General features: G+C 73.4%; 20 protein-coding genes. 14 read left to right on the top strand and 6 right to left on the bottom strand.

Features of this window, described 5'->3' with window-relative positions; genetic code table 11:
* Positions 1–14 precede the first annotated feature (14 nt).
* Together A6P39_RS08000 and A6P39_RS07995 are read left to right on the top strand one after the other, a co-directional pair.
* Positions 15–1283 (top strand): glycoside hydrolase 5 family protein, encoded by a 1269-nt coding sequence (locus A6P39_RS08000; RefSeq protein ID WP_275883831.1) that lies wholly within the window; start codon positions 15–17, stop codon positions 1281–1283.
* A gap of 104 nt (positions 1284–1387) precedes the next feature.
* The gene (locus tag A6P39_RS07995; protein ID WP_067043173.1) at positions 1388–4417 is read left to right on the top strand and encodes an alpha-mannosidase; all 3030 of its coding nucleotides are present in this window, start codon (positions 1388–1390) and stop codon (positions 4415–4417) included.
* Between the two features lie 53 nt (positions 4418–4470).
* Here the strand turns inward: A6P39_RS07995 and A6P39_RS07990 are convergent, their stop codons facing one another.
* Positions 4471–4764 (bottom strand): hypothetical protein, encoded by a 294-nt coding sequence (locus A6P39_RS07990; RefSeq protein ID WP_067043176.1) that lies wholly within the window; start codon positions 4762–4764, stop codon positions 4471–4473.
* A gap of 805 nt (positions 4765–5569) precedes the next feature.
* Here A6P39_RS07990 and A6P39_RS07985 point away from each other — a divergent pair.
* Positions 5570–7819 carry a tetratricopeptide repeat protein gene (locus A6P39_RS07985; RefSeq protein ID WP_067043183.1) on the top strand — a complete coding sequence of 750 codons (2250 nt, stop codon included), beginning with the start codon at positions 5570–5572 and terminating at the stop codon, positions 7817–7819.
* A gap of 21 nt (positions 7820–7840) precedes the next feature.
* Here A6P39_RS07985 and A6P39_RS07980 read toward each other — a convergent pair whose 3' ends face one another.
* The gene (locus tag A6P39_RS07980; protein ID WP_067043186.1) at positions 7841–8545 is read right to left on the bottom strand and encodes a FadR/GntR family transcriptional regulator; all 705 of its coding nucleotides are present in this window, start codon (positions 8543–8545) and stop codon (positions 7841–7843) included.
* Between the two features lie 163 nt (positions 8546–8708).
* On the opposite strand from A6P39_RS07980, the gene A6P39_RS07975 reads away from it, so the two are divergent.
* Genes A6P39_RS07975 through A6P39_RS07940 form a run of 8 tightly spaced genes read left to right on the top strand, consistent with a single transcriptional unit; the run spans position 8709 to position 16585 of the window.
* Positions 8709–9773, top strand: a complete 1065-nt coding sequence (locus A6P39_RS07975; protein WP_067043188.1) for a sugar ABC transporter substrate-binding protein — start codon at positions 8709–8711, stop codon at positions 9771–9773.
* Positions 9770–11260, top strand: coding sequence for a sugar ABC transporter ATP-binding protein (locus A6P39_RS07970; RefSeq protein WP_067043190.1), 1491 nt, complete (start codon positions 9770–9772; stop codon positions 11258–11260). The genes A6P39_RS07975 and A6P39_RS07970 overlap by 4 nt, the downstream gene beginning before the upstream one ends.
* Entirely contained in the window at positions 11253–12281 is a 1029-nt protein-coding gene (locus A6P39_RS07965) for an ABC transporter permease (RefSeq protein ID WP_067043193.1), read from the top strand. Before A6P39_RS07970 ends, A6P39_RS07965 begins: the two co-directional genes overlap by 8 nt.
* Before the next feature lie 54 nt (positions 12282–12335).
* Complete coding sequence (locus A6P39_RS07960; protein WP_067043196.1) at positions 12336–13676, top strand: L-fuconate dehydratase; 1341 nt, start codon at positions 12336–12338, stop codon at positions 13674–13676.
* Entirely contained in the window at positions 13673–14428 is a 756-nt protein-coding gene (locus A6P39_RS07955) for an SDR family NAD(P)-dependent oxidoreductase (RefSeq protein WP_067043199.1), read from the top strand. Before A6P39_RS07960 ends, A6P39_RS07955 begins: the two co-directional genes overlap by 4 nt.
* The gene (locus tag A6P39_RS07950) at positions 14425–15393 is read left to right on the top strand and encodes an aldo/keto reductase (protein WP_067043202.1); all 969 of its coding nucleotides are present in this window, start codon (positions 14425–14427) and stop codon (positions 15391–15393) included. The genes A6P39_RS07955 and A6P39_RS07950 overlap by 4 nt, the downstream gene beginning before the upstream one ends.
* 56 nt (positions 15394–15449) lie before the next feature.
* Positions 15450–15764 carry an L-rhamnose mutarotase gene (locus A6P39_RS07945; protein WP_067043205.1) on the top strand — a complete coding sequence of 105 codons (315 nt, stop codon included), beginning with the start codon at positions 15450–15452 and terminating at the stop codon, positions 15762–15764.
* Positions 15761–16585, top strand: a complete 825-nt coding sequence (locus A6P39_RS07940) for an amidohydrolase family protein (protein ID WP_067043208.1) — start codon at positions 15761–15763, stop codon at positions 16583–16585. The genes A6P39_RS07945 and A6P39_RS07940 overlap by 4 nt, the downstream gene beginning before the upstream one ends.
* Here the strand turns inward: A6P39_RS07940 and A6P39_RS07935 are convergent.
* Positions 16573–17997: a lipase maturation factor family protein gene (locus A6P39_RS07935; protein WP_067043211.1), complete on the bottom strand. Its 1425-nt coding sequence runs from the start codon at positions 17995–17997 to the stop codon at positions 16573–16575. The genes A6P39_RS07940 and A6P39_RS07935 overlap by 13 nt on opposite strands.
* A 131-nt stretch (positions 17998–18128) precedes the next feature.
* Between A6P39_RS07935 and A6P39_RS07930 the strand changes: the two genes are divergently transcribed.
* The 3 genes from A6P39_RS07930 (at position 18129) to A6P39_RS07920 (ending at position 22361) form a co-directional block, all read left to right on the top strand.
* A complete protein-coding gene (locus A6P39_RS07930; protein WP_067043215.1) occupies positions 18129–19256 on the top strand; it encodes a DUF6777 domain-containing protein in 1128 nt (375 codons plus the stop codon).
* Positions 19257–19382: 126 nt separating this feature from the next.
* Positions 19383–21470, top strand: a complete 2088-nt coding sequence (locus A6P39_RS07925; protein ID WP_067043218.1) for a SpoIIE family protein phosphatase — start codon at positions 19383–19385, stop codon at positions 21468–21470.
* A 27-nt stretch (positions 21471–21497) separates the two neighbouring features.
* Entirely contained in the window at positions 21498–22361 is an 864-nt protein-coding gene (locus A6P39_RS07920; protein ID WP_067043221.1) for an Fpg/Nei family DNA glycosylase, read from the top strand.
* 4 nt (positions 22362–22365) lie between these two features.
* On the opposite strand, the gene A6P39_RS07915 is transcribed toward A6P39_RS07920, so the two are convergent.
* From A6P39_RS07915 to A6P39_RS07905, 3 genes are all read right to left on the bottom strand, one after another.
* On the bottom strand, positions 22366–23019 hold the full coding sequence (locus A6P39_RS07915; protein ID WP_067043224.1) for a zf-HC2 domain-containing protein: 654 nt from the start codon (positions 23017–23019) through the stop codon (positions 22366–22368).
* 174 nt (positions 23020–23193) lie between these two features.
* Positions 23194–23709 carry a hypothetical protein gene (locus A6P39_RS07910; protein ID WP_067043227.1) on the bottom strand — a complete coding sequence of 172 codons (516 nt, stop codon included), beginning with the start codon at positions 23707–23709 and terminating at the stop codon, positions 23194–23196.
* A gap of 152 nt (positions 23710–23861) precedes the next feature.
* Entirely contained in the window at positions 23862–24431 is a 570-nt protein-coding gene (locus tag A6P39_RS07905) for a sigma-70 family RNA polymerase sigma factor (protein WP_067043394.1), read from the bottom strand.
* Between the last annotated feature and the right edge of the window lie 61 nt (positions 24432–24492).

Below are 24492 nucleotides of genomic sequence, written 5' to 3'. Positions count from 1 at the left end.
CACAAGGACACGTCATGCCTCCTGCCGTGCGCTTCGGCGTCAACTACACCCCGAGTGAAGGATGGTTCCACCACTGGCTCGACTTCGACCTCGACTCCGTGCGCGCCGACCTCGACGCGATAGCCGCCCTCGGCCTCGACCACATCCGGGTCTTCCCGCTGTGGCCCTACTTCCAGCCCAACCGCGCCCTGATCCGCCCGCGCGCCGTCGAGCAGCTCGTGGCCCTCGCCGACGCCGCCGCCGAACGCGGCCTGGACGTCAACGTCGACGGGCTGCAGGGGCACTTGAGCAGCTTCGACTTCCTGCCGGCATGGACCCGCACCTGGCACCGGCGCAACCTGTTCACCGACCCGGACGTGGTGGACGCCCAGTCCGCCTATCTGCGCACCCTCGCCGCCGCCCTCGCCGACCGCCCGAACTTCCTCGGCATGACCGTCGGCAACGAGGTCAACCAGTTCGCCGCCGGCCCCCACCCCGACCCCGACCGCATCACGGCCGAGGAGGCCGGGAGCTGGCTCGCGCGGATGCTGGCCGCCTGCGCCCAGGGCGCCCCGGACCGGCTCCATCTGCACGCCTCCTACGACGCCGCCTGGTACCAGGACGACCAGCCCTTCACCCCCGGCCACTGCGCCCGCCTCGGCGCTGCCACGGCCGTGCACTCCTGGGTGTTCAACGGCACCGCGCAGCGCCACGGCCGTACCTCCGTGCCGGCCGAGCACCACGCCGCCTATCTGGTCGAGCTGAGCAAGGCCTGGGCCGACGCGCCGCACCGGCCGGTGTGGCTGCAGGAGGTCGGCGCGCCCGCTCCGCTCGTGCCCGCCGAGCACGCCGCCGCGTTCGCCGAGGCCACGATCGCCCATGCCCTCGACTGCCCCGACCTGTGGGGCATCACCTGGTGGTGCTCCTACGACGTCTCGCGCGACCTCGCCGACTTCCCCGAACTCGAGTACGGGCTCGGCCTGTTGACCAACGACCGCAAGCCCAAGGACATCGCGCGGGTGCTCGCCGGGACGGCGCACCGCAGGCATGAGGTTCCCGCCGTGCGCACCACCGCCCTCGTCGTGCCCGCGGATCCGGCCCGCCGCTCCCGCTGCGCCCCGGGCGGCGCCGTCTTCGACGCCTTCTTCCGGCTCGTCGCCGACGGCGCCCGCCCCACCACCGTCCTCGACACCCGCGCGGACGACCGGGACCATCTCGCCGCCCGCGGCATCACCGAAGTCGTCACGCCCGGCCAGGTACTCCCCACCCCACGCGCAGGCACGTGCCCGCACGGTTCGACCTGACCGCTGAGGGGGAGCTGTACAACACCTCGGCCCCGTGACCCTCACCCCCCTGGTGACCACCCGGAATCCCGCAACCACCCGGAACCCCGCAGGGAGCACCCCGTATGCATGACGACCGCACTCTGGTGGAAGCCCGCCTCAGGCGGGTCCTCGACGAACGCATTCGCCCCGCCGTGTACCCCGAGTCCGTGCCGCTGGACGTCGCGGTGTGGCACGCGCCCGGCGAACCCGTACCGGTCGCGGAGGGACTCGCCGCCGAGCCCGAGCCGGTCGAGGCGGGCGCCCGGTGGGGTGCTCCCTGGGGCACGAGCTGGTTCCGGGTGACGGGGACCGTGCCCGGGACATGGGCCGGGAAGACCGTCGAGGCCCTGCTCGACCTGGGCTTCGACGAGAACATGCCCGGCTTCCAGTGCGAGGGCCTGGTGTACCGGCCCGACGGCACCCCGGTGAAGGGCCTCAACCCGCGCAACCAGTGGGTGCGCATCGCGGCGCCCGCCGCCGGCGGCGAGGAGGTGCGCCTGCACATCGAGGCCGCCTCCAACCCGGTGATCCTCGACTACCACCCCTTCCTGCCCACGCCGCTCGGCGACAAGGAGACCGCCGGCAGCGAGCCGCAGTACACGCTCGCCCGCATGGACCTGGCCGTCTTCGACGAGACCGTGTGGCAGCTGGTCATGGACCTGGAGGTGCTCGGCGAGCTGATGGCCGAGCTGCCCGTCGACTCCGCGCGCCGCTACGACGTCCTGCGCGCCGTCGAGCGCGCCCTGGACGCCGTCGACCTGCAGGACGTCAACGGCACGGCGGCGCGCGCCCGCGAACAGCTCACCGGCGTGCTGTCCGCCCCCGCGGTGCCCTCCGCGCACCGGATCAGCGCCGTCGGCCACGCGCACATCGACTCGGCGTGGCTGTGGCCGCTGCGCGAGACCGTCCGCAAGGTGGCCCGGACGACCTCCAACATGACACAACTCATCGAGGACGAGCCGGAGTTCGTGTTCGCCATGTCCCAGGCGCAGCAGTGGGCGTGGGTGAAGGAGCACCGGCCCGAGGTGTGGGCGCGGGTCAAGAAGGCCGTGGCGGACGGGCGGTTCGTGCCGGCCGGCGGAATGTGGGTGGAGTCGGACACCAACATGCCCGGATCGGAGGCGATGGCCCGCCAGTTCGTGCACGGCAAACGGTTCTTCCTCGACGAGTTCGGCATCGAGAACGAGGAGGCGTGGCTGCCGGACACCTTCGGCTTCGCCGCCGGACTGCCGCAGATCATCAAGGCGGCGGGCAGCACATGGCTGCTGACGCAGAAGATCTCCTGGTCGCGGACGAACACGTTCCCGCACCACACCTTCCAGTGGGAGGGCATCGACGGCACCCGGATCTTCACCCACTTCCCGCCCGTCGACACCTACAACTGCTCCATGAAGGGCAGCGAAGTCGCCCACGCGGCACGCAACTTCAAGGACAAGGGCCGGGCCCGGCACTCCCTGGCACCGACCGGCTGGGGCGACGGAGGCGGCGGCACGACCCGCGAGATGGTCGCCAAGGCGGCCCGGCTGCGTGACCTCGAGGGCTCCGCGACCGTCGTCTGGGAGACACCGCGCGCGTTCTTCCGCAAGGCCGAGGCCGAGTACCCCGAACCGCCCGTCTGGGTCGGCGAGCTGTACCTCGAACTGCACCGGGCCACACTCACCAGCCAGGCCCGGACCAAGCAGGGCAACCGGCGCAGCGAACACCTGCTGCGCGAGGCGGAGCTGTGGGCGGCCACGGCGACGGTCCGCACCGGATTCCCCTACCCCTACGAGGAGTTGGACCGCATCTGGAAGACGGTCCTGCTGCACCAGTTCCACGACATCCTGCCGGGCTCGTCCATCGCCTGGGTGCACCGGGAGGCGCGGGCGACGTACGAGCGTGTCGCCGCCGAACTGAACGGCATCATCGACGCGGCCCAGCGGGCCCTGGCCGGTGACGGGGACCACGAGCTGGTCTTCAACGCGGCACCGCACACCCGCGCCGGAGTACCGGCCGGCGGCGCCCGGGCACGGCGCCCGGTGCCGCGGGGGACGACCCTGACCGACCGGCCCGGTGGCGGCCACGTGCTGGCCCATGACCTCCTCCGGGTCGAGATCGACGCCCGGGGCCTGATCGTCTCCGCCTACGACATCGAGGCCGACCGCGAGACCGTCGCCCCCGAGGCGGCGGCGAACCTGCTCCAACTCCACCCGGACTTCCCGAACATGTGGGACGCCTGGGACGTGGACGAGTTCTACCGGAACACGGTCACCGACCTCACGGACGCGGACGAGGTGAGCGCCGGCGCGGACGGCGTCTCGGTGCGGATCACCCGGTCCTTCGGGGATTCCCGCGTCACCCAGGTGCTGACCCTGCCGCCCGGCGAACGGCGGCTGGTGATCGACACCGAGGTCGACTGGCACGAGACGGAGAAGTTCCTCAAACTGGCCTTCCCGCTCGACCTGCACGCCGAACGGTACGCGTCGGAGACCCAGTTCGGGCACGCCTACCGGCCGACCCACACCAACACCTCCTGGGAGGCGGCCAAGTTCGAGGCGTGCAACCACCGCTTCGTGCACCTGGAGGAGCCCGGCTGGGGCGTCGCGGTCGTCAACGACTCGACGTACGGCCACGACGTGACCCGCACGGTCCGCCCCGGCCGTGGGCGCGGCACGACGGCCACCGTCACCACGGTCCGGGTGTCCTTGCTGCGCGCCCCCCGTTTCCCCGACCCAGAGACCGACCAGGGCGTCCACCGCTTCCGGCACGCCCTGGTCCCGGGTGCCTCGATCGCCGACGCGGTGCGCGAGGGCTGGCGGATCAACCTTCCGGAACGCCGGCTGACCGGCGCCCACGAGATCGCCCCGCTGGTCACCGTCGACAACGACGCCGTCGTGATCACGGCGGTGAAACTCGCCGACGACGGCAGCGGGGACGTGGTGGTCCGCTTCCACGAGGCCCACGGCGGCCGGGCCCGGGCCACCCTCACGGCGGGCTTCCGGGTCAGCGACGTCACGGTGACCGACCTGCTGGAACGGCCGCTCGGCGACACCGATGCGCCGGCCCGCGAGGGTGAGCGGATCGCCGTACGCCTGCGGCCGTTCGAACTGGTGACGCTGCGGCTGCGACGCTGACCTCTCGGGACACGAACCGCCGGCCGGCGAGGGGGCGCTGTCCGCCCGGACGGTCACGCGGAGGACACCCCGTGCGAGACCATGGCGGGATGAACCGCGACAGCAGCGGCGGCCTCGCCGGGCGGCCACCGGCCCACCGGGCCGGCGCCGACGTGCCCGGCGAGGGCGAACTGCCCGCCCCCACCGGGGAGTTGCAGGGAGCCACGCCGGTGGACGAGCGTCCCGGAAGGCCGCTGTGCGCGATGCGGGACCCCTTCGCGCTGGAGGTGCACCGAGCCATCGACCTCGGCCCGTTGCCCGGTGCCGCGGCGCCGCCGGAGCTGCCGGTCTACGTCGAACGGCCCCACGACGCGGTGCTGCGCACCCTCGTGAGCGAGGCCGCGGCGGGCAGCAGCCGCTTGGTGATGCTGGTGGGCGAGTCCTCCACGGGCAAGACACGCGCGTGCTGGGAGGCCTTGCGTGCCGTCCCCGGCGGATGGCGCCTGTGGCACCCGATCGACCCCACACGGCCCGAGGCGGCCCTCGCCGAACTGGCCCGGTCGGCGCCCCGCACCGTCGTATGGCTCAACGAGGCGCACCACTATCTCCTCACCCCTGCCACAGACTTGGGCGAACGGGTGGCCGCCGGTCTGCGCACCCTGCTGGGCGACCCGCGCCGGGCTCCCGTCCTGGTCCTGGGCACGATCTGGCCCGAGTACTGGACGAGACTCACCACCTCCCCGGCCGCACGGACGGGCGACGACCCCCATGCCCAGGCCCGTGCCCTGCTGACCGGCCACGAACTGAGGGTGCCGTCCGCCTTCAGCGGACCGGAGCTGAGGGCAGCGGCCCGGCAGGCGGAGCGCGACCCGCGACTGCGGTACGCCCTCGAACACGCGGAGCAGGGACAGATCACGCAGTACCTGTCCGGTGCTCCCGCGCTGCTGGAGCGGTACCGCACGGTCCCCGCGGCGGCCCGGGCCCTGATCGAGGCCGCCATGGACGCCCGGCGCCTGGGCCACGGTCTCGCCCTGCCCCGAGCCCTGCTTCGCGGCCGGGGCCGGGGGCTATCTCACCGACGACCAGTGGGACCTCCTCGGCGACGACTGGCTCGAGACCGCCCTCGCCGATGCGACCAGTGCGCTGCGCGGCACCCGCGGTCCCCTCACGCCGATGCGTCCCCGGCAGGGCCGGGTCCTGCCGGCCGGGCCCTGCCTACGGCTGGCGGACTACCTCGACCAGTACGGCCGGGCCGGCCGCCGCGGCGCGGCCGTACCCGAAGCGCTGTGGAACGCCCTGGTCGACCACGCGGCCCCGGGCGACCGGCTCAGGCCGGCCCGGGAGGCCCACGACCGCGGCCTGCTGCGGATCGCGGCCCGGCTGTACGAGACGGCGGCGGACCACGGGGACACCTCGGCCCTGCTCGCCCTGGCGGGCTTGCTGGACGAGGCCGGGCGGCTGGACGAGGCCCTCGACTGCTGCCGGCGCGCGGCCGCCCGCGGAGGCGTGCAGGCCGTCCGGGCGGCCGCGCAGATGCTGTACGACAACCGCCGCACGGACGAGGCCCTGACCTGGTACCGGCGGGCAGCCGAGGCGGGTGACGACCACGCGGTGCGCGCCCTGGCGGAACTGCTGCACGAAGCGGGACGCACCGACGAGGCGATCCACTGGTACCAGCGTGCCGCCGGCACAGGTGACCGGCACGCGATGCGGGCGGCGGCCGACCTGCTGCACGGACTGGGCCGCACACAGGAGGCGATCACCTGGCTGGAGCCCCGCACGCGGGCCGACGACGTCGAGGCATGGTGCCTGACCGCCAGACTCCTGGCACGCGTGGACCGCGGTGCCGAGGCCGCCGAGGCCTACCGGCGCGCCGCCGCGCTGGGCGATCCCTGGGCGGCGCGGGAAGCGGCCCATGCGGCGGCCGGTGCCACGCGCGGTCATGAGCCGGTCCTGCTGTCCCCGGGAGGGGACGGGACGGAGGAGCGGCTCGCCCGGCTGCGGCAGCGGGCCGAGGCGGGCGACACGGACGCCATGTGCGCGATGGGCGAGATGCTGCGGCAGGCCGAGCGGACGGACGAGGCCCTCGAGTGGTTCCGGCGCGCCGCCGGTGCGGGGCACGCCGATGCCCTCGGGCGGCTCGCGGAGGTGCTTCAGGACAGCGGCCGCACCGACGAGGCGCTGGTCTGCCGGCAGCAGGCGGCCGACGCCGGGGACGCCGGGGCGGTGTGGGCGGCGGCACGCATGCTGAACGCGGCCGGACGGGTGGACGAAGCGCTGGTCTGGTACCGGCGGGCCGTCGAGACGGGAGATGACGACGACCTGTGGGCCCTCGCCGACGAGCCGGGTGCGCGAGGGCAGTTGGACCAGGTGCAGGCCTGGCTCGGGGAGCGTGCCGAGGGCGGCGACGGGAACGCCGCATGGGTGGCCGCCGTACGGCTGCAGAGGGCCGGCCGGCCGCGTGAGGCGGCCGGATGGTACCGGCGGGCCGCCGAGGCCGGCCTTCGCGGGGCCGCGGAGCGGGCCGCGGAACTGCTCGCCGAACTGGGGGACGTGGACACGGCGTTGGACGTCCTGGGCACCTGCGCCGAGGCCGACGACCCCGACGTGCTGTGGGCGGCGGCGGGCATACAGCGAGCGGCGGGACGCACCGCCCCCGCCGGGGAGACGTACCTGCGGGCCGAGGCGGCCGGCAGCGAGGACGCCCCGTGGGCCCATGCCGCCCTGCTGTGCGAGGAGGGGCGGGCGGGCGAGGCCCATGACCGGCTGTGCTGCAGCCCGTACGTGCGCACCTGGATCCGTGGCGCCGCGACCGCCGAGACCGTGGCCGGGATGCTGGAACTGGCCGAACGGACGCAGGAGGCCATCGCCTGGTACCGCAAGGCCGCCGACGCGGGAAGCCACCCCGCCCTGGACCGGGCCGTGGAACTGCTCGCCGGGAGCGGCCGGACGGACGAGATGGTGCACTGGCTCCGGCGCCGGGCCGAGTCCGGAGACGCGGCGGTGGCCCGCACCGTGGCCGGCGTCCTGACCAGGGCGGGGCGCGTCGACGAGGCGTTCGCCTGGTACCGGATCGCCGCCGAGCACGGCGACCCGTGCGCGGCCCGGGAGGCGGCGGACATGCTGGCGCGGGCCGGCCGGATCGAGGACGACCTCGACTGGCTGCGCGACCGCGCGCAGGGCGGCGGGGACGTCAACTGCCTGTGGACGGGGGCCGGAATGCTCCTGGACCGGGGCCGCGCCGAGGAGGCCGTGGCCTGGTACCAGCAGGCCGCCGACTGCGGCTACCCCCGCGCCCTGCCGCGGGCCGTGCAGTTGCTCGAGACCGCGGGCCGGCGGGACGAGAGCGGGAGACTGCACCGCTTCGGCTGGGAACCGGACGGATCGATCGCCGGGCCCTGGCAGGTGGGTCACCTCGGCTGAAACCTTCCCGTGGCGGGGAGGTCATGTGCCGAGCTGGGCCCGCAGCCACTCCTCCACCTCGCCCACGTGGGCCGCGGCCGCCGCCCGGGCCGCCTCGGGGTCGCGCGCGGCGAGGGCGCGGTGGATCGCGGCGTGTTCGCGGCGGGTGCGGGCGAAGGCCCCCTCCTCCTGGTAGCCGCGCCAGACCCGGGCGCGGAAGGTGCGTGAGGACAGGCCCTCGAGGATGGCGGCCATGGTCTCGTTGCCCGCCGCGGCGGCGATCTCGCGGTGGAAGGCGAGGTCGTGGGCGAGGATCTCCTCGGGGTCGTCGGTGGCGTTCATCGCCGCCAAGTGCTTTCCGACTGCGGCCAGTTGGTCGTCCGTGATGCGTGCCGCGGCCAGCGCGGTCGCCGTCGACTCCAGGATCCGGCGGACCTCGAGGAGGTCCACCAGGCGCGGGCCCCGGGACAGGTCCGCGACCACCCCGAAGGTCTCCAGGAGGTCACCGGCCTCCAGTGCGGTGACGTAGATCCCGGAGCCGTGCCGGGCCTCCAGGACGCCGAGCACCGTCAGCGCGCGGATCGCCTCCCGCATCGAGCTGCGCGAGATGCCCAGCCGGGCGGCGAGATCCCGCTCGGTCGGGAGCCGCTGGCCCGGCTCCAGCCGGCCCTCGGCGATCATCGCCTTGATCTCCTCGATGGCGCGCTGCGTCACCGTGCCCTTCTGCGGCACTTCTTCCTCGTCCACGCCGCTCCTCCTTCCCCCCGCTGCGCCGCAGTCTAACCAGCCGATTGGTCCGACCACTACGCCCGGAATCCTTGAATTTTCCGTGCACGAGGGTGTTGATGCGGCTCATTGGTCTGATAAGTATGCGGCGTCTGCTCGAACACCCTCGACGAGGAGCCGCGAGATGCCCGCCAGCACAGTGAGGAAGCGCAGCAGGTCCCGGATCGTCGGCGCGGTGGCTCTGGCCGCCGGCGCCTCTCTCATGCTCGCCGCCTGCGGCAGTACCAAGGACACCGCGAGCGCGGGCAGCGGCGGCACCGGCAAGGTCGGCGTGATCCTGCCGCTGCTGACCTCGCCGTTCTGGCAGTCGTACAACGACTATGTGCCGAAGATGGCCAAGTCCGAGGGCGTCCAGGTGCTGAAGACGGTCAACTCCAACAGCGACCCCTCGCAGCAGATCACCGACATCGACAACGAACTCACCCAGGGCGTCAAGGGACTGGTGGTCGCCCCGCTGGACAGCGCCGCCATCCAGGCCGGGCTCGACCAGGCCGAGCGCAAGGGCGTACCCGTCGTCGCCGTCGACGTCGCGCCCGACAAGGGCAAGGTCGCCATGGTGGTGCGCGCCGACAACGTGGCCTACGGCGAGAAGGCCTGCGACTACCTCGGAGCGCACATCACCAGCGGCAAGGTCGTGCAGATCATGGGCGACCTCGCCTCGGTCAACGGCCGCGACCGCTCCCAGGCCTTCCGGTCCTGTGTGAAGAAGAAGTACCCGAAGCTCAAGGTGCTGGAGGTCCCCGCCAAGTGGGAGTCCGACACCGCCGCCGCCAAGCTCGACACCCTGCTGGGCGCCGACCCCGACATCAAGGGCATCTACCTCCAGGCCGGCGGCGTCTACCTCGCGCCGACCCTGCAGACCCTGAAGTCCAAGAACATGCTCAAGCCGGCCGGAGCGCAGGGCCACATCACCATCGTCTCCAACGACGGCATCCCGCAGGAGTTCGACGCCATCCGCAAGGGCCAGATCGACGCCACGGTCTCCCAGCCCGCCGACGCCTACGCCAGGTACGGCCTGTACTACATCAAGGCGGCGATGGCCGGGAAGACGTTCAAGCCCGGGCCCACCGACCACGGCTCCACGATCGTCGAGCTGCCCGGCGGCATCCTGGAGGACCAGCTGCCCGCGCCGCTGGTCACCAAGGCCGACGTCGACGACCCCAAGCTGTGGGGCAACACCGTCAAATGACCACGCCATTGGTGCAAGCAGAGGGCATCGTCAAGCGGTACGGCCCCACGGTCGCCCTCGCCGACGGCCGCCTCACCGTCGTGGCCGGCGAGTCCCACGCCCTCGTCGGCCGCAACGGCGCCGGCAAGTCCACCCTGGTCAACGTCCTCACCGGCCTCCAGTCCCCGGACGAGGGCACGGTCCGCTTCGACGGCCGGGCGGCGCCCGCGCTCGCCGACCGGGACGCCTGGCGCCGCAGGGTCGCCTGCGTGTACCAGAAGCCGACGGTCGTCCCGGAGCTGACGGTCGCCGAGAACCTGTTCCTCAACCGGCAGCCCACCGGCCGCGGCTTCATCAGCTGGCGGCGGCTGCGCCGTGCGGCCGCCGAACTGCTCGGCACCTGGGACGTGCGCGTGGACCCCGAGGCGCGCACCGCCGACCTCAGGGTCGAGGACCGCCAAATGGTCGAGATCGCACGGGCGTTGAGCTTCGGCGCCCGGTTCATCGTGCTGGACGAACCCACCGCCCAGCTCGACAACCGGGAGATCGAGCGGCTCTTCACCCGGATGCGCTCCCTGCAGGACTCCGGCGTCACCTTCCTGTTCATCTCGCACCACCTCCAGGAGGTGTACGAGGTCTGCCAGACGGTCACCGTGCTGCGCGACGCCCGCTGGATCACCACCGCACCCGTCGCCGACCTGCCCAGGGCTGCCCTGGTGGAGGCCATGGCGGGGGAGTCCGTCACCGAACAGGCCGTCCGGCGCGGGGCGGTCGACGAGAGCGCGCCCGTCCTGCTGGAGGCGCGCGGGCTCACCTCACCGGCGTACGAGCGCGTCGACCTCACCGTCCGGCGCGGCGAGGTCGTCGGACTCGCCGGCTCCAGCGGCAGCGGCAAGACCGAACTCGCCGAGTCCTTCGCCGGACTGCACACCCCGACCGGCGGAACGGCCCGGCTGGACGGCGAACGGCTGCCGTTCGGCGACGTACGGGCCGCACTGCGGGCCGGGGTGGGCTGCGTTCCGCGCGACCGGCACGTACAGGGACTGGTGACCGGTATGAGCATCGGCGACAACGCCACGCTCAGCGTGCTGGAACAGCTGGGCAGGCTCGGCTTCGTCGCCACCGACCGGCGGCGCCGCTTCGCCGCCGAGCTGATCGACCGGCTCGACATCCACGCCGAAGGCCCCGACCAGCCCGTGTCCGACCTGTCCGGGGGCAACGCGCAGAAGGTCGTCATGGCCCGCGCCCTCGCCTCCGACCCCCGCCTGCTCGTGCTGATCAACCCCACCGCGGGCGTCGACGTGAAGTCCAAGGAGTCGCTGCTCGCCCACATGGACAGCGCCCGCGACGACGGCACCGCCGTCCTCGTCGTCTCCGACGAACTCGACGACCTGCGCCGCTGCGACCGCGTCCTCGTCCTCTTCCACGGCCGTGTCGCAGCCGAGCACCCGGCCGGCTGGCGCGACCACGAGCTGATCGCCTCCATCGAAGGAGTTGACCATGGCTGACACCCGGGAGGCCCCGCCGCTCGCGCCCCCGAAGAACCCTGACGCGCGGTCGGCGCGGACCGTCCTGCTGCGCCGGGCCCGCGAACTCGCCCTCGTCCCCGCCCTGTTGCTGCTCATGGTGCTCGGCGCCCTGGTCAACGACTCCTTCCTGACCGAGCGGAACCTGATCTCGGTCCTCGGCGCCTCGGCCGCGCTCGCCATGGTGGTGCTCGCCGAGTCCCTCGTACTGATCACCGGCAGGTTCGACCTGTCCCTGGAGTCTGTGGTCGGCATCGCACCGGCCGTCGGCGCCCTGCTGGTGCTGCCCGCGAGCCAGTCCGGCTGGGGCACGGAACTTCCCGCCGGGCTCGCCCTGCTGACGATTCCCGTGGCCGGCGCGGCCGTCGGCGCCTTCAACGGCATCCTCGTCGTCAAGTTCCGGCTCAACGCCTTCATCGTCACCCTCGCGATGCTCATCGTGCTGCGCGGCCTGCTCGTCGGCGCCACCAAGGGCAGGACCCTGTTCGGCATGCCCGACAGCTTCTACTCGCTGGCCACCACCACCTTCCTCAGCGTCCCGATGTCCGTGTGGCTCGCCGCGGCCGCCTTCGCCGTCACCGGGTTCCTGCTGAAGTACCACCGCACCGGCCGTGCTCTGTACGCCATCGGCGGCAACGCGGACGCCGCCCGCGCCGCCGGCGTCCGCGTCGACCGGGTCATGCTCGGCGTCTACGTGATCGCGGGCGTCCTCGCCTCGATCGGCGGCCTGCTGCAGACCGGGTACGTGGGCGCGATCAGCGCCAACCAGGGCCAGAACATGATCTTCACCGTGTTCGCCGCCGCGGTGATCGGCGGCATCAGCCTGGACGGCGGCAAGGGCACCATGTCCGGCGCCCTGACCGGCGTCCTGCTGCTCGGCGTCGTACAGAACCTGCTCACCCTCGCCCAGGTCCCGTCGTTCTGGATCCAGGCCATCTACGGCGGCATCATCCTCGTCGCCCTCATGATCGCCCGCGTGACGACGGGCCGCGCTCAGGACTGACGGTCACGTCCCATGTGATGGAGCGTCAAGTATCCGCCGACCGAAAGGACTTCAGTGTCCCAGGCCCCCGCCCGCGTCACCGCGGTCGACACCCGCGACATCCGTTTCCCCACCTCGCGCGAGCTGGACGGCTCCGACGCGATGAACCCGGACCCCGACTACTCGGCGGCCTACGTCGTGCTGCGCACCGACGCCGCCGACGGGATCGAGGGACACGGATTCGTCTTCACCATCGGGCGGGGCAACGACGTCCAGGTCGCCGCGGTCGACGCGCTGCGCGACCATGTGCTCGGCCGCGACGTCACGGAGCTGTGCGCCGACCCGGGCGGGCTCTTCCGGGACCTGATCGGCGACAGCCAGCTGCGCTGGCTCGGCCCCGAGAAGGGCGTGATGCACATGGCGATCGGGGCCGTCGTCAACGCCGTCTGGGACCTCGCCGCCCGCCGGGCCGGCAAGCCGCTGTGGCAGCTGCTCGCCGACGCCGACCCCGAGTGGCTCGTGGCGCAGATCGACTTCCGGTACATCGCCGACGCCCTCACCCCGCAGGAGGCCCTCGACCTGCTCAGACGCGGCAGGCAGGGCGCCGACGCGCGCCGGGCCCGGCTGCTGGAGCGTGGCTTCCCCGCCTACACCACCTCCCCGGGCTGGCTCGGCTACGACGACGACAAGCTCGGCCGGCTCGCCGCGCAGGCCGTCGCCGACGGCTTCACCCAGATCAAGCTGAAGGTCGGCGCCGACCTCGACGACGACATCCGGCGCTGCCGCGTCGCCCGTGCCGTGATCGGACCCGACGTCCGGCTCGCCGTCGACGCCAACCAGCGCTGGAACGTGGACGAGGCGATCCGCTGGACCAAGGCCCTCGCCGAGTTCGGCCCGTACTGGATCGAGGAGCCCACCAGTCCCGACGACGTCCTCGGCCACGCGGCGATCCGCCGCGCGGTGGCCCCGGTGAAGGTCGCCACCGGCGAACACGTGCACAACCGGATCATGTTCAAGCAGCTGCTCCAGGCGGGTGCCCTCGACATCGTCCAGATCGACGCGGCCCGCGTCGCCGGCGTCAACGAGAACCTCGCCGTCCTGCTGCTCGCCGCCAAGTTCGACGTCCCCGTGTGCCCGCACGCCGGCGGGGTCGGCCTGTGCGAACTCGTCCAGCACCTGTCCATGTTCGACTACCTGGCCCTCTCCGGCACCACCGAGGACCGGGTCATCGAGTACGTCGACCATCTCCACGAGCACTTCGTCACCCCGGTCGTCGTCCGCGACGGCCACTACACGGCACCCACCGCACCCGGATTCTCCGCCGCCCTGCGCCCGGAGTCCGTCGAGCGGTACACCTTCCCCGGCGGCACCTACTGGGCCGCCGGCCCCGACACCCGGAAGGGGCAGGCTGCATGAGCGACTTCACGGGGCTCAGGGCCCTGGTCACCGGCGGCGCCTCGGGCATCGGCCGGGCAACCGCCGACCTCCTCGCCGCGCGGGGCGCCCAGGTCGCCGTCCTGGACCGGGACATCACCGGCGTCGGCACACCGCTCCTCGCCCACCGCGCCGACGTCACCGACGACGCCTCGGTCCGTACGGCGGTCGAGCGCGCCGCCGAGGCCCTCGGCGGCCTGGACGTCCTGGTCAACAACGCCGGAATCGGCGCCCAGGGCACGGTCGAGGACAACGACGACTCCGAGTGGCGAGACGTCTTCGACGTCAATGTCCTCGGCATGGTGCGCACCGCCCGCGCCGCCCTCCCGCACCTGCGCCGCTCCGCGCACGCGGCGATCGTCAACACCTGCTCCATCGCGGCCACCGCCGGACTCCCGCAACGCGCCCTGTACAGCGCCACCAAGGGCGCGGTGTACTCCCTGACCCTCGCCATGGCCGCCGACCACGTCCGCGAGGGCATCCGCGTCAACTGCGTCAACCCCGGCACGGCGGACACCCCGTGGGTCGGCCGGCTGCTGGACGCGGCCCCCGACCCGGCCGCCGAGCGCGCCGCCCTCAAGGCCCGCCAGCCCACCGGCCGCCTCGTGTCGGCCGCCGAAGTCGCGGGCGCCATCGCCTACTTGGCGAGTCCCCTGTCCGGCGCCACCACCGGCACCGCGCTCGCCGTCGACGGCGGCATGCAGGGCCTCAGGCTGCGCCCGGCGGGCCGGTGAGCCGGCTCGGCGCAAGCGGCGTCGAGGTCACCCCGCTCGGCTTCGGCGCCGCCTCGATCGGCAACCTCTTCACCCCGCTGGACGACGACCAGGCCGGCGAGGCGGTCCGGGCCGCCTGGCAGCGCGGCATCCGGTACTTCGACACCGCCCCGCACTACGGACTCGGCCTGTCCGAACGCCGGCTCGGCGCGGCCCTGCGGGCGTACGACCGGACCCGTTACACCGTCTCCACCAAGGTCGGCCGCCGCCTCGAGCCCGCCGACGGCACCGGTGACGACCTGGCCAACGGCTTCGCCGTACCCGCCGCGCACCGGCGTGTGTGGGACTTCAGCGCCGACGGCGTCCGCCGCTCGCTGGAGGCCAGCCTGGACCGGCTCGGCCTGGACCACGTCGACATCGTGTACCTGCACGACCCCGACGACCATGCCGAACAGGCCTTCCGCGAGGGCTATCCGGCCCTGGAGAAGCTGCGCGGTGAGGGCGTGGTGGGCGCGATCGGAGCGGGCATGAACCAGACGCGGATGCTGACCCGGTTCGTCCGCGACACCGACGTGGACGTGGTCCTGTGCGCGGGGCGTTACACCCTGCTCGACCAGAGCGCCGCGGCAGATCTGCTGCCGGCCGCCGCCGAGTGCGGGGTGCCGGTCGTCCTCGGCGGTGTCTTCAACTCGGGCCTGCTGGCCGACCCGAAGCCGCAGTCGACGTACGACTACGCCCGGGCGCCGGCGGAGTTGCTGGAGCGCGCGGTGCGCATGCGGGCGGTCGCCGAACGGCACGGCATCACCCTGCGCGCCGCCGCGCTGGCCTTCCCCGCCGCCCACCCGGCCGTCGCCTGCGTGCTGACCGGACCCCGGTCCGCGGCCGAAGTCCACGACTCGGCCGACCAGTTCGCGGCCGAGGTGCCGGCGGCGTTCTGGTCGGAGCTGCGCGAGAGCGGACTGCTGCCCCGTGAGGACCCGTCATGAGACCCGAGGACCCGTGAAGAGACCCGAGGACCCGTCATGAGACGCGAGGACCCGTCATGAAAGTCGCCCTGCACACCAAGGTCCGCGCCGACCGGATCGCCGACTACGAGGCCGCCCACCGCGAGGTCCCGAAGGAACTCACCGACGCCATCCGCGCCGCCGGCGCCACCTCCTGGACCATCTGGCGCAGCGGGAGAGACCTGTTCCACCTGCTCGAGTGCGAGGACTACCCACGTCTCCTCGCCGAGCTGGAGCAACTGCCGGTGAACGTGGCCTGGCAGGCCCGCATGGCCGAGCTGCTCGACGTCGTGCACGACTACTCCCGCTCCGGCGCGGACGCCGGGCTGCCCGTCGTCTGGGAGCTGCCGTGACCGTCGACGCCCACCACCACGTCTGGGACCTCTCGGTGCGGGACCAGGACTGGATCCCCGAACACAGCCCGCTCAGACGGGACTTCACCCTCGCCGACCTCGAACCCGAGGCGAGGGCGTGCGGAGTCACCCGCACCGTCCTCGTCCAGACGGTCACGGTGCCCGAGGAGACCCCCGAACTCCTCGCGCTGGCCGACGCCCACGACCTGATCGCGGGCGTCGTCGGCTGGACGGACCTGACCCGCCCGGACATCGCCGGGGAACTGGCCCGGCTGCGCCGACTGCCCGGCGGCGCCCACCTGAAGGGCATCCGGCACCAGGTCCAGGGCGAACCCGACCCGCGGTGGCTGCTGCGCCCGGACGTCCGCCGGGGCCTGACCGCGCTCGCGGACGCGGGACTCGTCCACGACCTCGTCGTCCTGCCCCACCAGCTCCCGGCCTGCGTGGCGGCGGCCCGGTCGGTCCCCCGGCTCACCTTCGTCCTCGACCACCTGGGCAAGCCGCCCATCGCGTCCGGCGCCCTCGAACCCTGGGCCACCGACCTGCGCGCCCTCGCCGCGCTGCCCAACACGTTCTGCAAGCTCTCCGGCCTGGTCACGGAGGCCGACCCCGCCTCCTGGACCGTCGGTGACCTGCGCCCGTACGCCGAGACCGCCCTGGAGGCCTTCGGCCCGGACCGCCTGATGTTCGGCTCGGACTGGCCGGTGTGCACGGCGGCCGGCACGTACGGCGAAGTCCTCGGTGCGGCAACCCGGTTGATCGGTCCCGCCGAACGGACCCGCGTCCTCGAGACCACCGCCACCCGCGTCTACGGCCTCTGAGCCGTCCCGGCCAGCCGCGTGGGCGGCAGGTACTCGCGCACATACGTCCGCTCCCAGCAGGCGCCCGTCTCCCGCAGCTCCCGCCAGGTCGTGTAGCGGTAGCGGAAGAGGCGGGCCCGGACGAAGCGCGGCGGGGTGTCCTCGGGGAAGGGGGAGCGGCGCAGCAGGCGCAGGGTGTCGCGGTCGTTGTCCAGCAGCCGCTCCACCAGAGCGCCGAACCACTCGCCGGCATAGCCCGGGGACAGCGCCGCGAACCACATCAGCCAGTCCAGGCGCAGATGGTACGGCGCGAACTGGCGCGGCCAGTGCCGGATGTCCCCGGGCTTGCCCCGGAACTCGTACTCCCGCCAGTCGGATTCCTCGCGCGGCAGGTCGTCCAGCGTGCCCTCGACCACCACCTCGTAGCGGACCCGGCTCACGCTGCCGAACGCGCCGTAGGTGTTCACCAGGTGCAGCGGATCGAAGGAGCGGTTCATGACCTGGCCGCGGGAGATCATGTTCGTCACCGGGCGGTAGCTCAGGCAGAGGAGCAGCGCGGCGAGCGCGAGCACCAGGACCTCGTACCACAGCGGCGCCGGCGCCGCGGAGGACGGCGCGGAGGCGGGGATCCGCAGCGCCGACAGGGCCAGCACCATGGTGATCCAGTTCAGCCAGGAGAAGTTGCCGGACAGCACCAGCCACAGCTGGGTGACCATCATCAGGGCGGCGGCTGCCGAGGCGACCGGCTGCGGGGTGAACAGCAGCACGGGCACGACCAGTTGCGTGACATGGTTCGCGGCCACCTCCACCCGGTGCAGCGGTCTCGGCAGACGGTGGAAGAACCAGCTCAGCGGGCCCGGCATCGGCTGTGTCTCGTGGTGGTAGTACAGGCAGGTCAGCTCGCGCCAGCAGGCGTCGCCGCGCAGCTTGATCAGCCCGGCGCCGAACTCCACCCGGAACAGGATCCAGCGCAGCAGGAACAGCACCACGACCGGCGGCGCCACCTCGTCGTTGCCGAGGAACGCGGCCAGGAAGCCCGTCTCCAGCAGCAGCGACTCCCAGCCGAACGCGTACCAGGTCTGGCCCACGTTGACGATCGACAGGTACAGCGCCCACGGCACCAGCCACAGCAGGATCCCGGCCCACAGCGGCAGCAGCGAGTCCGCCCCGGCGAGCAGGGCCGCGGACACCGCGCAGCCCGCCCAGGCGCAGCCGGCGAAGAAGCGGTCCGAGTAGTGCAGCTGGAACAGGCTCGGGGCCCGCTTGAAGGGCGCCCACGCCACGAAGCGGGGGATCGGCAGCATGCCCCGCTCGCCCAGCAGCGCGCGGAACTGCCGGGCCGCCGTGAGGAACGCGACCAGATACACGGTGGCCAGAGCCCGCTGGAGGACCAGCCGGCTCAGCCAGTAGTCGGGAGCGGTGAACCAGTTCACGGCTGCGCGCCCTTCGTCTCGGCCACACCGCCGGGGGCCGTCTCCATCATGACCGCCCCCCGAGTTGCCAGCCAAACGGGTGCAATGCAGACAATAGAGGTTAAATAACCCACAGTGATGCGGAGTGTACGGTGCGGATACCCCCCGGATCCATCGTCACGGCCTGCGCGCTCTCGGTCGCGCTCCTGCTGGCCGGCTGCGCCCGCCCCGGCGTCAAGGAGACCCGGCTGGGCGTGGAGATCTACCTCCAGCCCGCCACCTCCCAGGGGCCCGAGCCCTTCACGGACTCCACGGTCACCGATGCCGCCGTGTGGCAGCCCCCCGGCCCCGGCGGCACGGGCCCGGACGCCACCGCCCCGACCGTCGCGGCGTCCGCCCGCCCGCCGATGCCCGCCGTGCTGGCCGTGGTCCCGCCGCGCGCGATGCGCGCCCTGTCCGGCGGGACGCCCGGCCTCTACAGCGGCGTCGCGCACGTCTCCGGCTGTGACGTGGAGCGGCAGATCGGGTACCTGACGGCGGACCGGGCCCGAGGTGACGCCTTCGCCCGCGCCGCCGGCGTCTCCGCGACCGGCCTGCCCGGCTACCTGCGCGGCCTGACCCCGGTCGTGCTGCGCGCCGACACCCGGGTCACCGATCACACCTACCACGACAGGCGGGCGGCCGCCTATCAGGCCGTGCTCCAGGCCGGCACCGCCGTCCTCGTGGACAACCGGGGCGTGCCCCGGGTGCGCTGCGCCTGCGGCAACCCGCTGGGGCCGCCCGCGGCGGTCCCCGGCGGCCTCGGCGCCAGCGGCAGCACCTGGTCCGGGTACCGGCCGAGCCTGGTGGTCGCGGTGATCCCGGCGCCCCGGGCCGTCACCAGCATCACGATCGTCGATGTCGGCACACACACTTGGATCGAGCGCCGGACCGGCCCCGACGTCCGCCACGACCGCGCCGTCCCCGCGCCCGCCGGGGCCACCCCGCCCGAGGACGTTCCGGACCCGGCGAACACCGTACTCACCGGCACCGCACCGGCGTACACGGCGCCGGCCGGCCCGCGTCCGGGCACCGCGACACCCTTCGCCCCGGCCACGCCGGGCCGCACCCCCGCGCCCACCGCCCGGCCCACCCCGGCGGCCGGACTGGCCCTCCCGCAGGCCCCGCCGTCCCTCGGCCTCACCCTGGACGCGCCCGACGGCCCCGGCCCGCCCGCCGGCCCCGGCCCGCGCTACGACCCCGGCCCGCCCGGCGGCTTCGCGGACGCCTCCGGCGGCTGAGCACAGCCGCTCGGGCCACCCCGGCCGGGCCGTGGCACGCCCCCGCGGGGCCGGATCCCCGGACAGTTCCCGGATCGGCCGGCCGATCAGGTCGAAGAATCCGGCGAATCCTGGCAAGGTGGGCCCATGGCTGATCGGGGAGCGAGTGCCCTGTCACTCCCGGAGGACCGGCCCGCTCATCCGGAACCGATCCTGGCGCTCAACCGCATGGGCACCTTCGACTGGGACCTGGACACGAGCCTGATCCACATGGACGCCCAGGCCTGCGCGGTGTTCGACCTGCTGCCCGGGGAGTTCGACGGACGCCCCGGGTCCCTGGCCGCGCGAGTGCCGCCGCCGGATGCCGCCCGGCTGGACACGGTGGTGGCCCGCGCCATCAAGGACGGCAGTGAGAACTACGGTGCCTACTTCCGCATCCGCCGCCGCGACGGCACCCTGCGCTGGACCCACTCCCAGGGCTACATCCGCCGCGACACCACCGGCCGCCCGCGCCGGGTCATCGGCATCGTCCGCGACGCCACCCAGGAACTCGCCGACACCACCGCCCGCGGCCTGCGCGCCGCCCAGGACGAGGCGTTCCGCCAGCAGACCAGCATCGTCCAGGCCGTCTCCGCCGCGCTCGCCCACGCCCGCACCGTCCACGACGTCATCGACGTCCTCAAGGACACCCACGGGGTGCGCCATCTCGGCGCTGCCAGCCTGGTGATGGGCCTCGTGGAGGCGGGACGGATCCGGCTCGTCGCCGAGGGGCCGATGTCCGCATCCGTGCCCGGCACCCGGATCACCCGGATCGAGGAGCCGTACCCGATGGGCGAGGTCGTGCGCACGCTCGTGCCGCGGTTCATCGAGTCCCCCGAGGAGTTCGCCGAGTGCTTCCCGATCCTCTGGCCGCACCTCACCGACCTGAACATCACCTCGGCCGCCTACCTCCCGCTGATCGCGCAGGCCCGCCCGATCGGCGCGATGGGCCTGCTCTACGACGACCGGCGCGGCTTCTCCGCCGAGGAGCGCGCCGTGCTGGTCGCGCTCGGCAGCAGCATCGCGCAGAGCCTGCAGCGGGCCATGCTCTACGAGCAGGAGAAGGACCTCGCCCAGAGCCTGCAGCAGGCCATGCTGCCGCGCAGCATCCCCAGCGTGCGCGGCGCGGACGTCGCCGTGCGCTACCGTGCCGCCACCGCCGGCGGCGCCCTCGGCCGGGACATCGGCGGCGACTGGTACGACCTGATCCCGCTGCCCGGCGGCCGGGTCGGCGCGGTCATCGGCGACGTCCAGGGCCACGACACCCACGCGGCGGCCGTCATGGGCCAGCTGCGGATCGTGCTGCGCGCCTACGCCGCCGAGGGACACACCCCGGCGACCGTGATGGCCCGCGCCTCCGTCTTCCTGCACGAACTCGACACCGACCGCTTCGCCACCTGCCTGTACGCCGAGGCCGACCTGGCCACCGGAGTCGTACAGGCCGTCCGCGCCGGTCACATCGACCCGCTGGTGCGGCACAGCGACGGCACCTGCCGCCAGGTCCCGGTCGAGGGCGGGCTGCCGCTCGGCCTGTCCGCCGAGTTCGGCCGGCTGGAGTACCCCGTCACCACCCTCGAACTCGACCCCGGCCACACCCTGCTGCTGTGCACCGACGGCCTGGTCGAGCAGCCCGGCGCCGACCTCGCCGACGGCATGCGCGGCCTCGTGGCGCTCGTCGGCGAGGGCCCGGACGACGTGCGGGACCTCGCCGACCGGTTGATCCAGCTGGCGGAGGAGCGGGGCGGCGACGACGACGTGGCGCTGCTCCTGCTGCGCCGGCACGCCCCACGGGCGGCGAGGGCGGCCGGCCGGCTCCAGCAGCATGTGGCGTCCGGCGACCCGCAGGCCCTGGTCCGGGCCCGGCACATGATCCGCGCCACGGTCCTCGCCTGGGGCGCCGCCGAGCGGGCCGACGAGATCGAACTGGTCGCCGGCGAGCTGATCACCAATGTCCTCCTGCACACCGAGGGCCCTGCGGTCGTCACCCTGCGGGCGCTGGAGGGCAGCGACCACCGGCTCCGGATCGAGGTCGAGGACTCCTCCAGCGCCCTGCCGCGCCGCCGCGAGGCGGGGGAGGACGGCGTCTCCGGCCGGGGCCTGCTCCTGGTGGACCGGATCGCCGACGTCTGGGGCGTGGAGGCGCGCGGCTGCGGCAAGGCGGTGTGGTGCGAGTTCCTGGTGCCCGGGCTCACCTGACCCGGCCCCGGATGGCACTGTGGACATATGCCGGAACTGCCCGAAGTGGAAGCGCTGAAGGACTTCCTCGCCGAGCACCTGGCGGGCCGCAGGGTCGCCCGGGTGCTGCCGGTCGCCGTCAGCGTCCTGAAGACGTACGACCCGCCGGTCACCGCCCTCGAGGGCGCCGAGGTGACGGCCGTGCACCGGTACGGCAAGTTCCTGGACCTCGAGGCGGACAGCGGCCTGCACCTGGTGACCCATCTGGCCCGCGCGGGGTGGCTGCAGTGGAAGGACCGGCTGCCCGACGGCCCGCCCAGGCCGGGCAAGGGCCCGCTCGCGCTGCGCGTGGCGCTGGAGACCGGAGAGGGCTTCGACCTCACCGAGGCCGGCACCCAAAAGCGCCTCGCGGTCCACCTCGTCCGCGACCCGCACGAGGTCGAGGGCATCGCCCGGCTCGGCCCGGACCCGCTCGCCGACGGCTTCGACGAGGAGCGCTTCGCCGCCCTGCTGCACGGCGAGAGACGACAGCTGAAGGGTGCCCTGCGCGACCAGTCCCTGATCGCGGGCGTCGGCAATGCCTACAGCGACGAGATCCTGCACGCCGCGAAGATGTCCCCGTTCAAGCTCGCCTCCTCCCTCACTCCGCAGGAGACCCGGCAGCTCTACGAGGCGCTGCGCAGCACGCTCACCGAGGCGGTCGAACGCGCCCGGGGAGTTGCCGCCGGGCGGCTGAAGGCGGAGAAGAAGAGCGGGCTGCGCGTCCACGGCCGTACCGGCGAGCCCTGCCCGGTGTGCGGCGACACCGTCCGCGAGGTCTCCTTCAGCGACTCCTCGCTCCAGTACTGCCCCACCTGCCAGACGGGCGGCAAGCCGCTGGCGGACCGCAGGCTGTCCCGGCTGCTGAAGTGAGCGGTCACGGCGCCTTCAGGCTGACCAGGGGCTGTCCGTCGGTGGTGCGCACGTCGTAGCGGGCGATCTCGTCCGGGTGCAGCGGGGAGGCGCCGAGCGTGGTGAAGGTGCCGGCGTCGGGGCCGGACTCGGTCCAGGTGCCCGCGACCTGCTCGGAGCCGTCGCGGCCCACGACGACCAGCCGGCAGATGTGGGGGCCGGTGCGGTCCTTGACCCGCAGCAGCAGCCGGCTGCCGGTGTCCTCGCCGTCCGTGGTGACCTCGGCCCACACCCCGGTGTGCGGATCGGTCGCCGCGGTGACGTGCGCGGCCGGTTCGTCATGGCCGGTGAAGGCCACCAGCCCCGGACCGGCCACGGCCAGCACCACGGAGGCGGCCAGGCCGTACAGCAAGCGGCGGCGGCGTACCCGCTGCCGGCGCGCGACCTCGCCGAGCAGCCGCTCCAGCAGCCGGGGACCGGGCTGCGCCATGGGGTGCACGAAGCGCGGCGTGGCCCGGCGGTACAGCAGCAACTGCCGTGCTGCGGGCCCGAATTCGGTCACCTGTGCCGCGCACTGAGAGCACTCCATGAGGTGGTCCTCGAAGCGGAAGGCGTCCGCCTCGTTCAGCACGCCGAGCGCGTAGGCGCCGACGTCGCGATGCCTTTCCTGGGACCTCATGCCGAATCCTCGTGCCTATGGGTGTGGGTGGGGTTACTCCTTGCTCCCACCCGTACGCAGCCGACAGCCGAATCACTCAAGCCACCCATGAAAACCCGGACGAGGGATTCGGAGCGGCCCGGCCCGCGGATTGGTCGGTTTTCGAAAAAGTCCGCGGCCCCGGACGCCCGTGGGTCAGAACAGGTGGATCGCCAGGTGCCCGAGCGGCAGCCCGAGCCGCCAGGCCGGGGTCCACACCTTCGGCCCGTCGTCCTCGCCGGGCACCGCACCGCCGCCCGGCACCGCGTCCAGGTCCGGGGCGAGCAGCTCGGTCTCCTCCAGCCAGCGCCAGGCCTGTGCCGCGAGGGCCAGGTCGGGCGAGCCGGTGCCGCTCTCGGCGGCCCGCTCGGTCAGCTCGGCCATCCGCGCGCCCACCCACTCCTGCCAGGGCTGGTCGTAGGCGGTCAGCGACAGCCAGTTCTCCAGCTGGGAGATCACCCGGATGCCGGACAGTTCCCCCTCGGTGTCGGACAGGAAGACGGTCAGCGCGAGCGCGTCCCGCCCGGCCCGGAACTCGAAGGACGTCGGCGGCATGAGGTCGCCGGTGCGCAGCAGCTCGTCGGCGATGTACTCGGCGTACAACCAGGCCATGGGGACGGCCAGTTCACCGCCGTCGGTGCCGCCCGTGCTCTCGTGCCCTCTGTGCAGCATCCCTTCCTGCCCTTCCTCCGGTACGTGCGCGTGGCCCGGGCCCCGTCGGGGTCGCTCCCCCGGCCCCGCCCGGAACGCGGATGAGGACAGCCCATTGCCCCAATGGGGGCCACAGCAAGGCGCTTTGCCGAGGTTTGACCCGGCCTCCGGTTTCAGTGCAGGTCGGCCGCGTAACCGGGCAGGACCCGGCGCAGCGCGCGCAGCGCGTAGTACGCGCGGGACTTCACGGTACCGGGTGGCACGCCGAGGGTCTGCGCCGCTTCCGCCACACTCGCCCCGAGGAAGTACACGAGTACAAGGACGTCACGGTGCTCCGGCGTGAGTGTCTTCACAGCCTCGCGCACATCGAGCGTGGCCGCGGCCCGTTCGGCGTGGTCGGCGCTGACCCGCGCGGTCTCGGGGACCTCGCCGCCGGCCTCGGGCGGCCGGGCCAGCCGGGCTCGCCGGGCGTCGATCGCGAGCCGCCGGGCGACCGTCAGCAGCCAGGGCCGCACCGAGTCGAAGCCGTCGGCGTGCAGCGCCTCGGGGTGCTGCCAGGCGCGCACCAGGGTCTCCTGGACGAGGTCCTCGGCGCGCTGCCGGTCCCCGTCGCAGAGCCGGAGCAGCAGCGCGAAGAGCGGGCCGCCGTGCTCGCGCTGGAGCGCGGCCATTTCGTGCTCGGCGGTCGTCGTCCCACGGGCGGGTGCCGCCGTCCGGTGGGCGGGTGAGGTCGCGGCCGTCATGGCCGTATGGCAGCGCAGGGCGGGACCGGGGGACAGGGGGCGGGTGCCGTGGTGCGACGGA

The organism is Streptomyces sp. FXJ1.172, from assembly GCF_001636945.3.
Taxonomy (GTDB): Bacteria; Actinomycetota; Actinomycetes; order Streptomycetales; family Streptomycetaceae; genus Streptomyces.
This window is presented reverse-complemented; position numbering and strand designations above follow the sequence as displayed.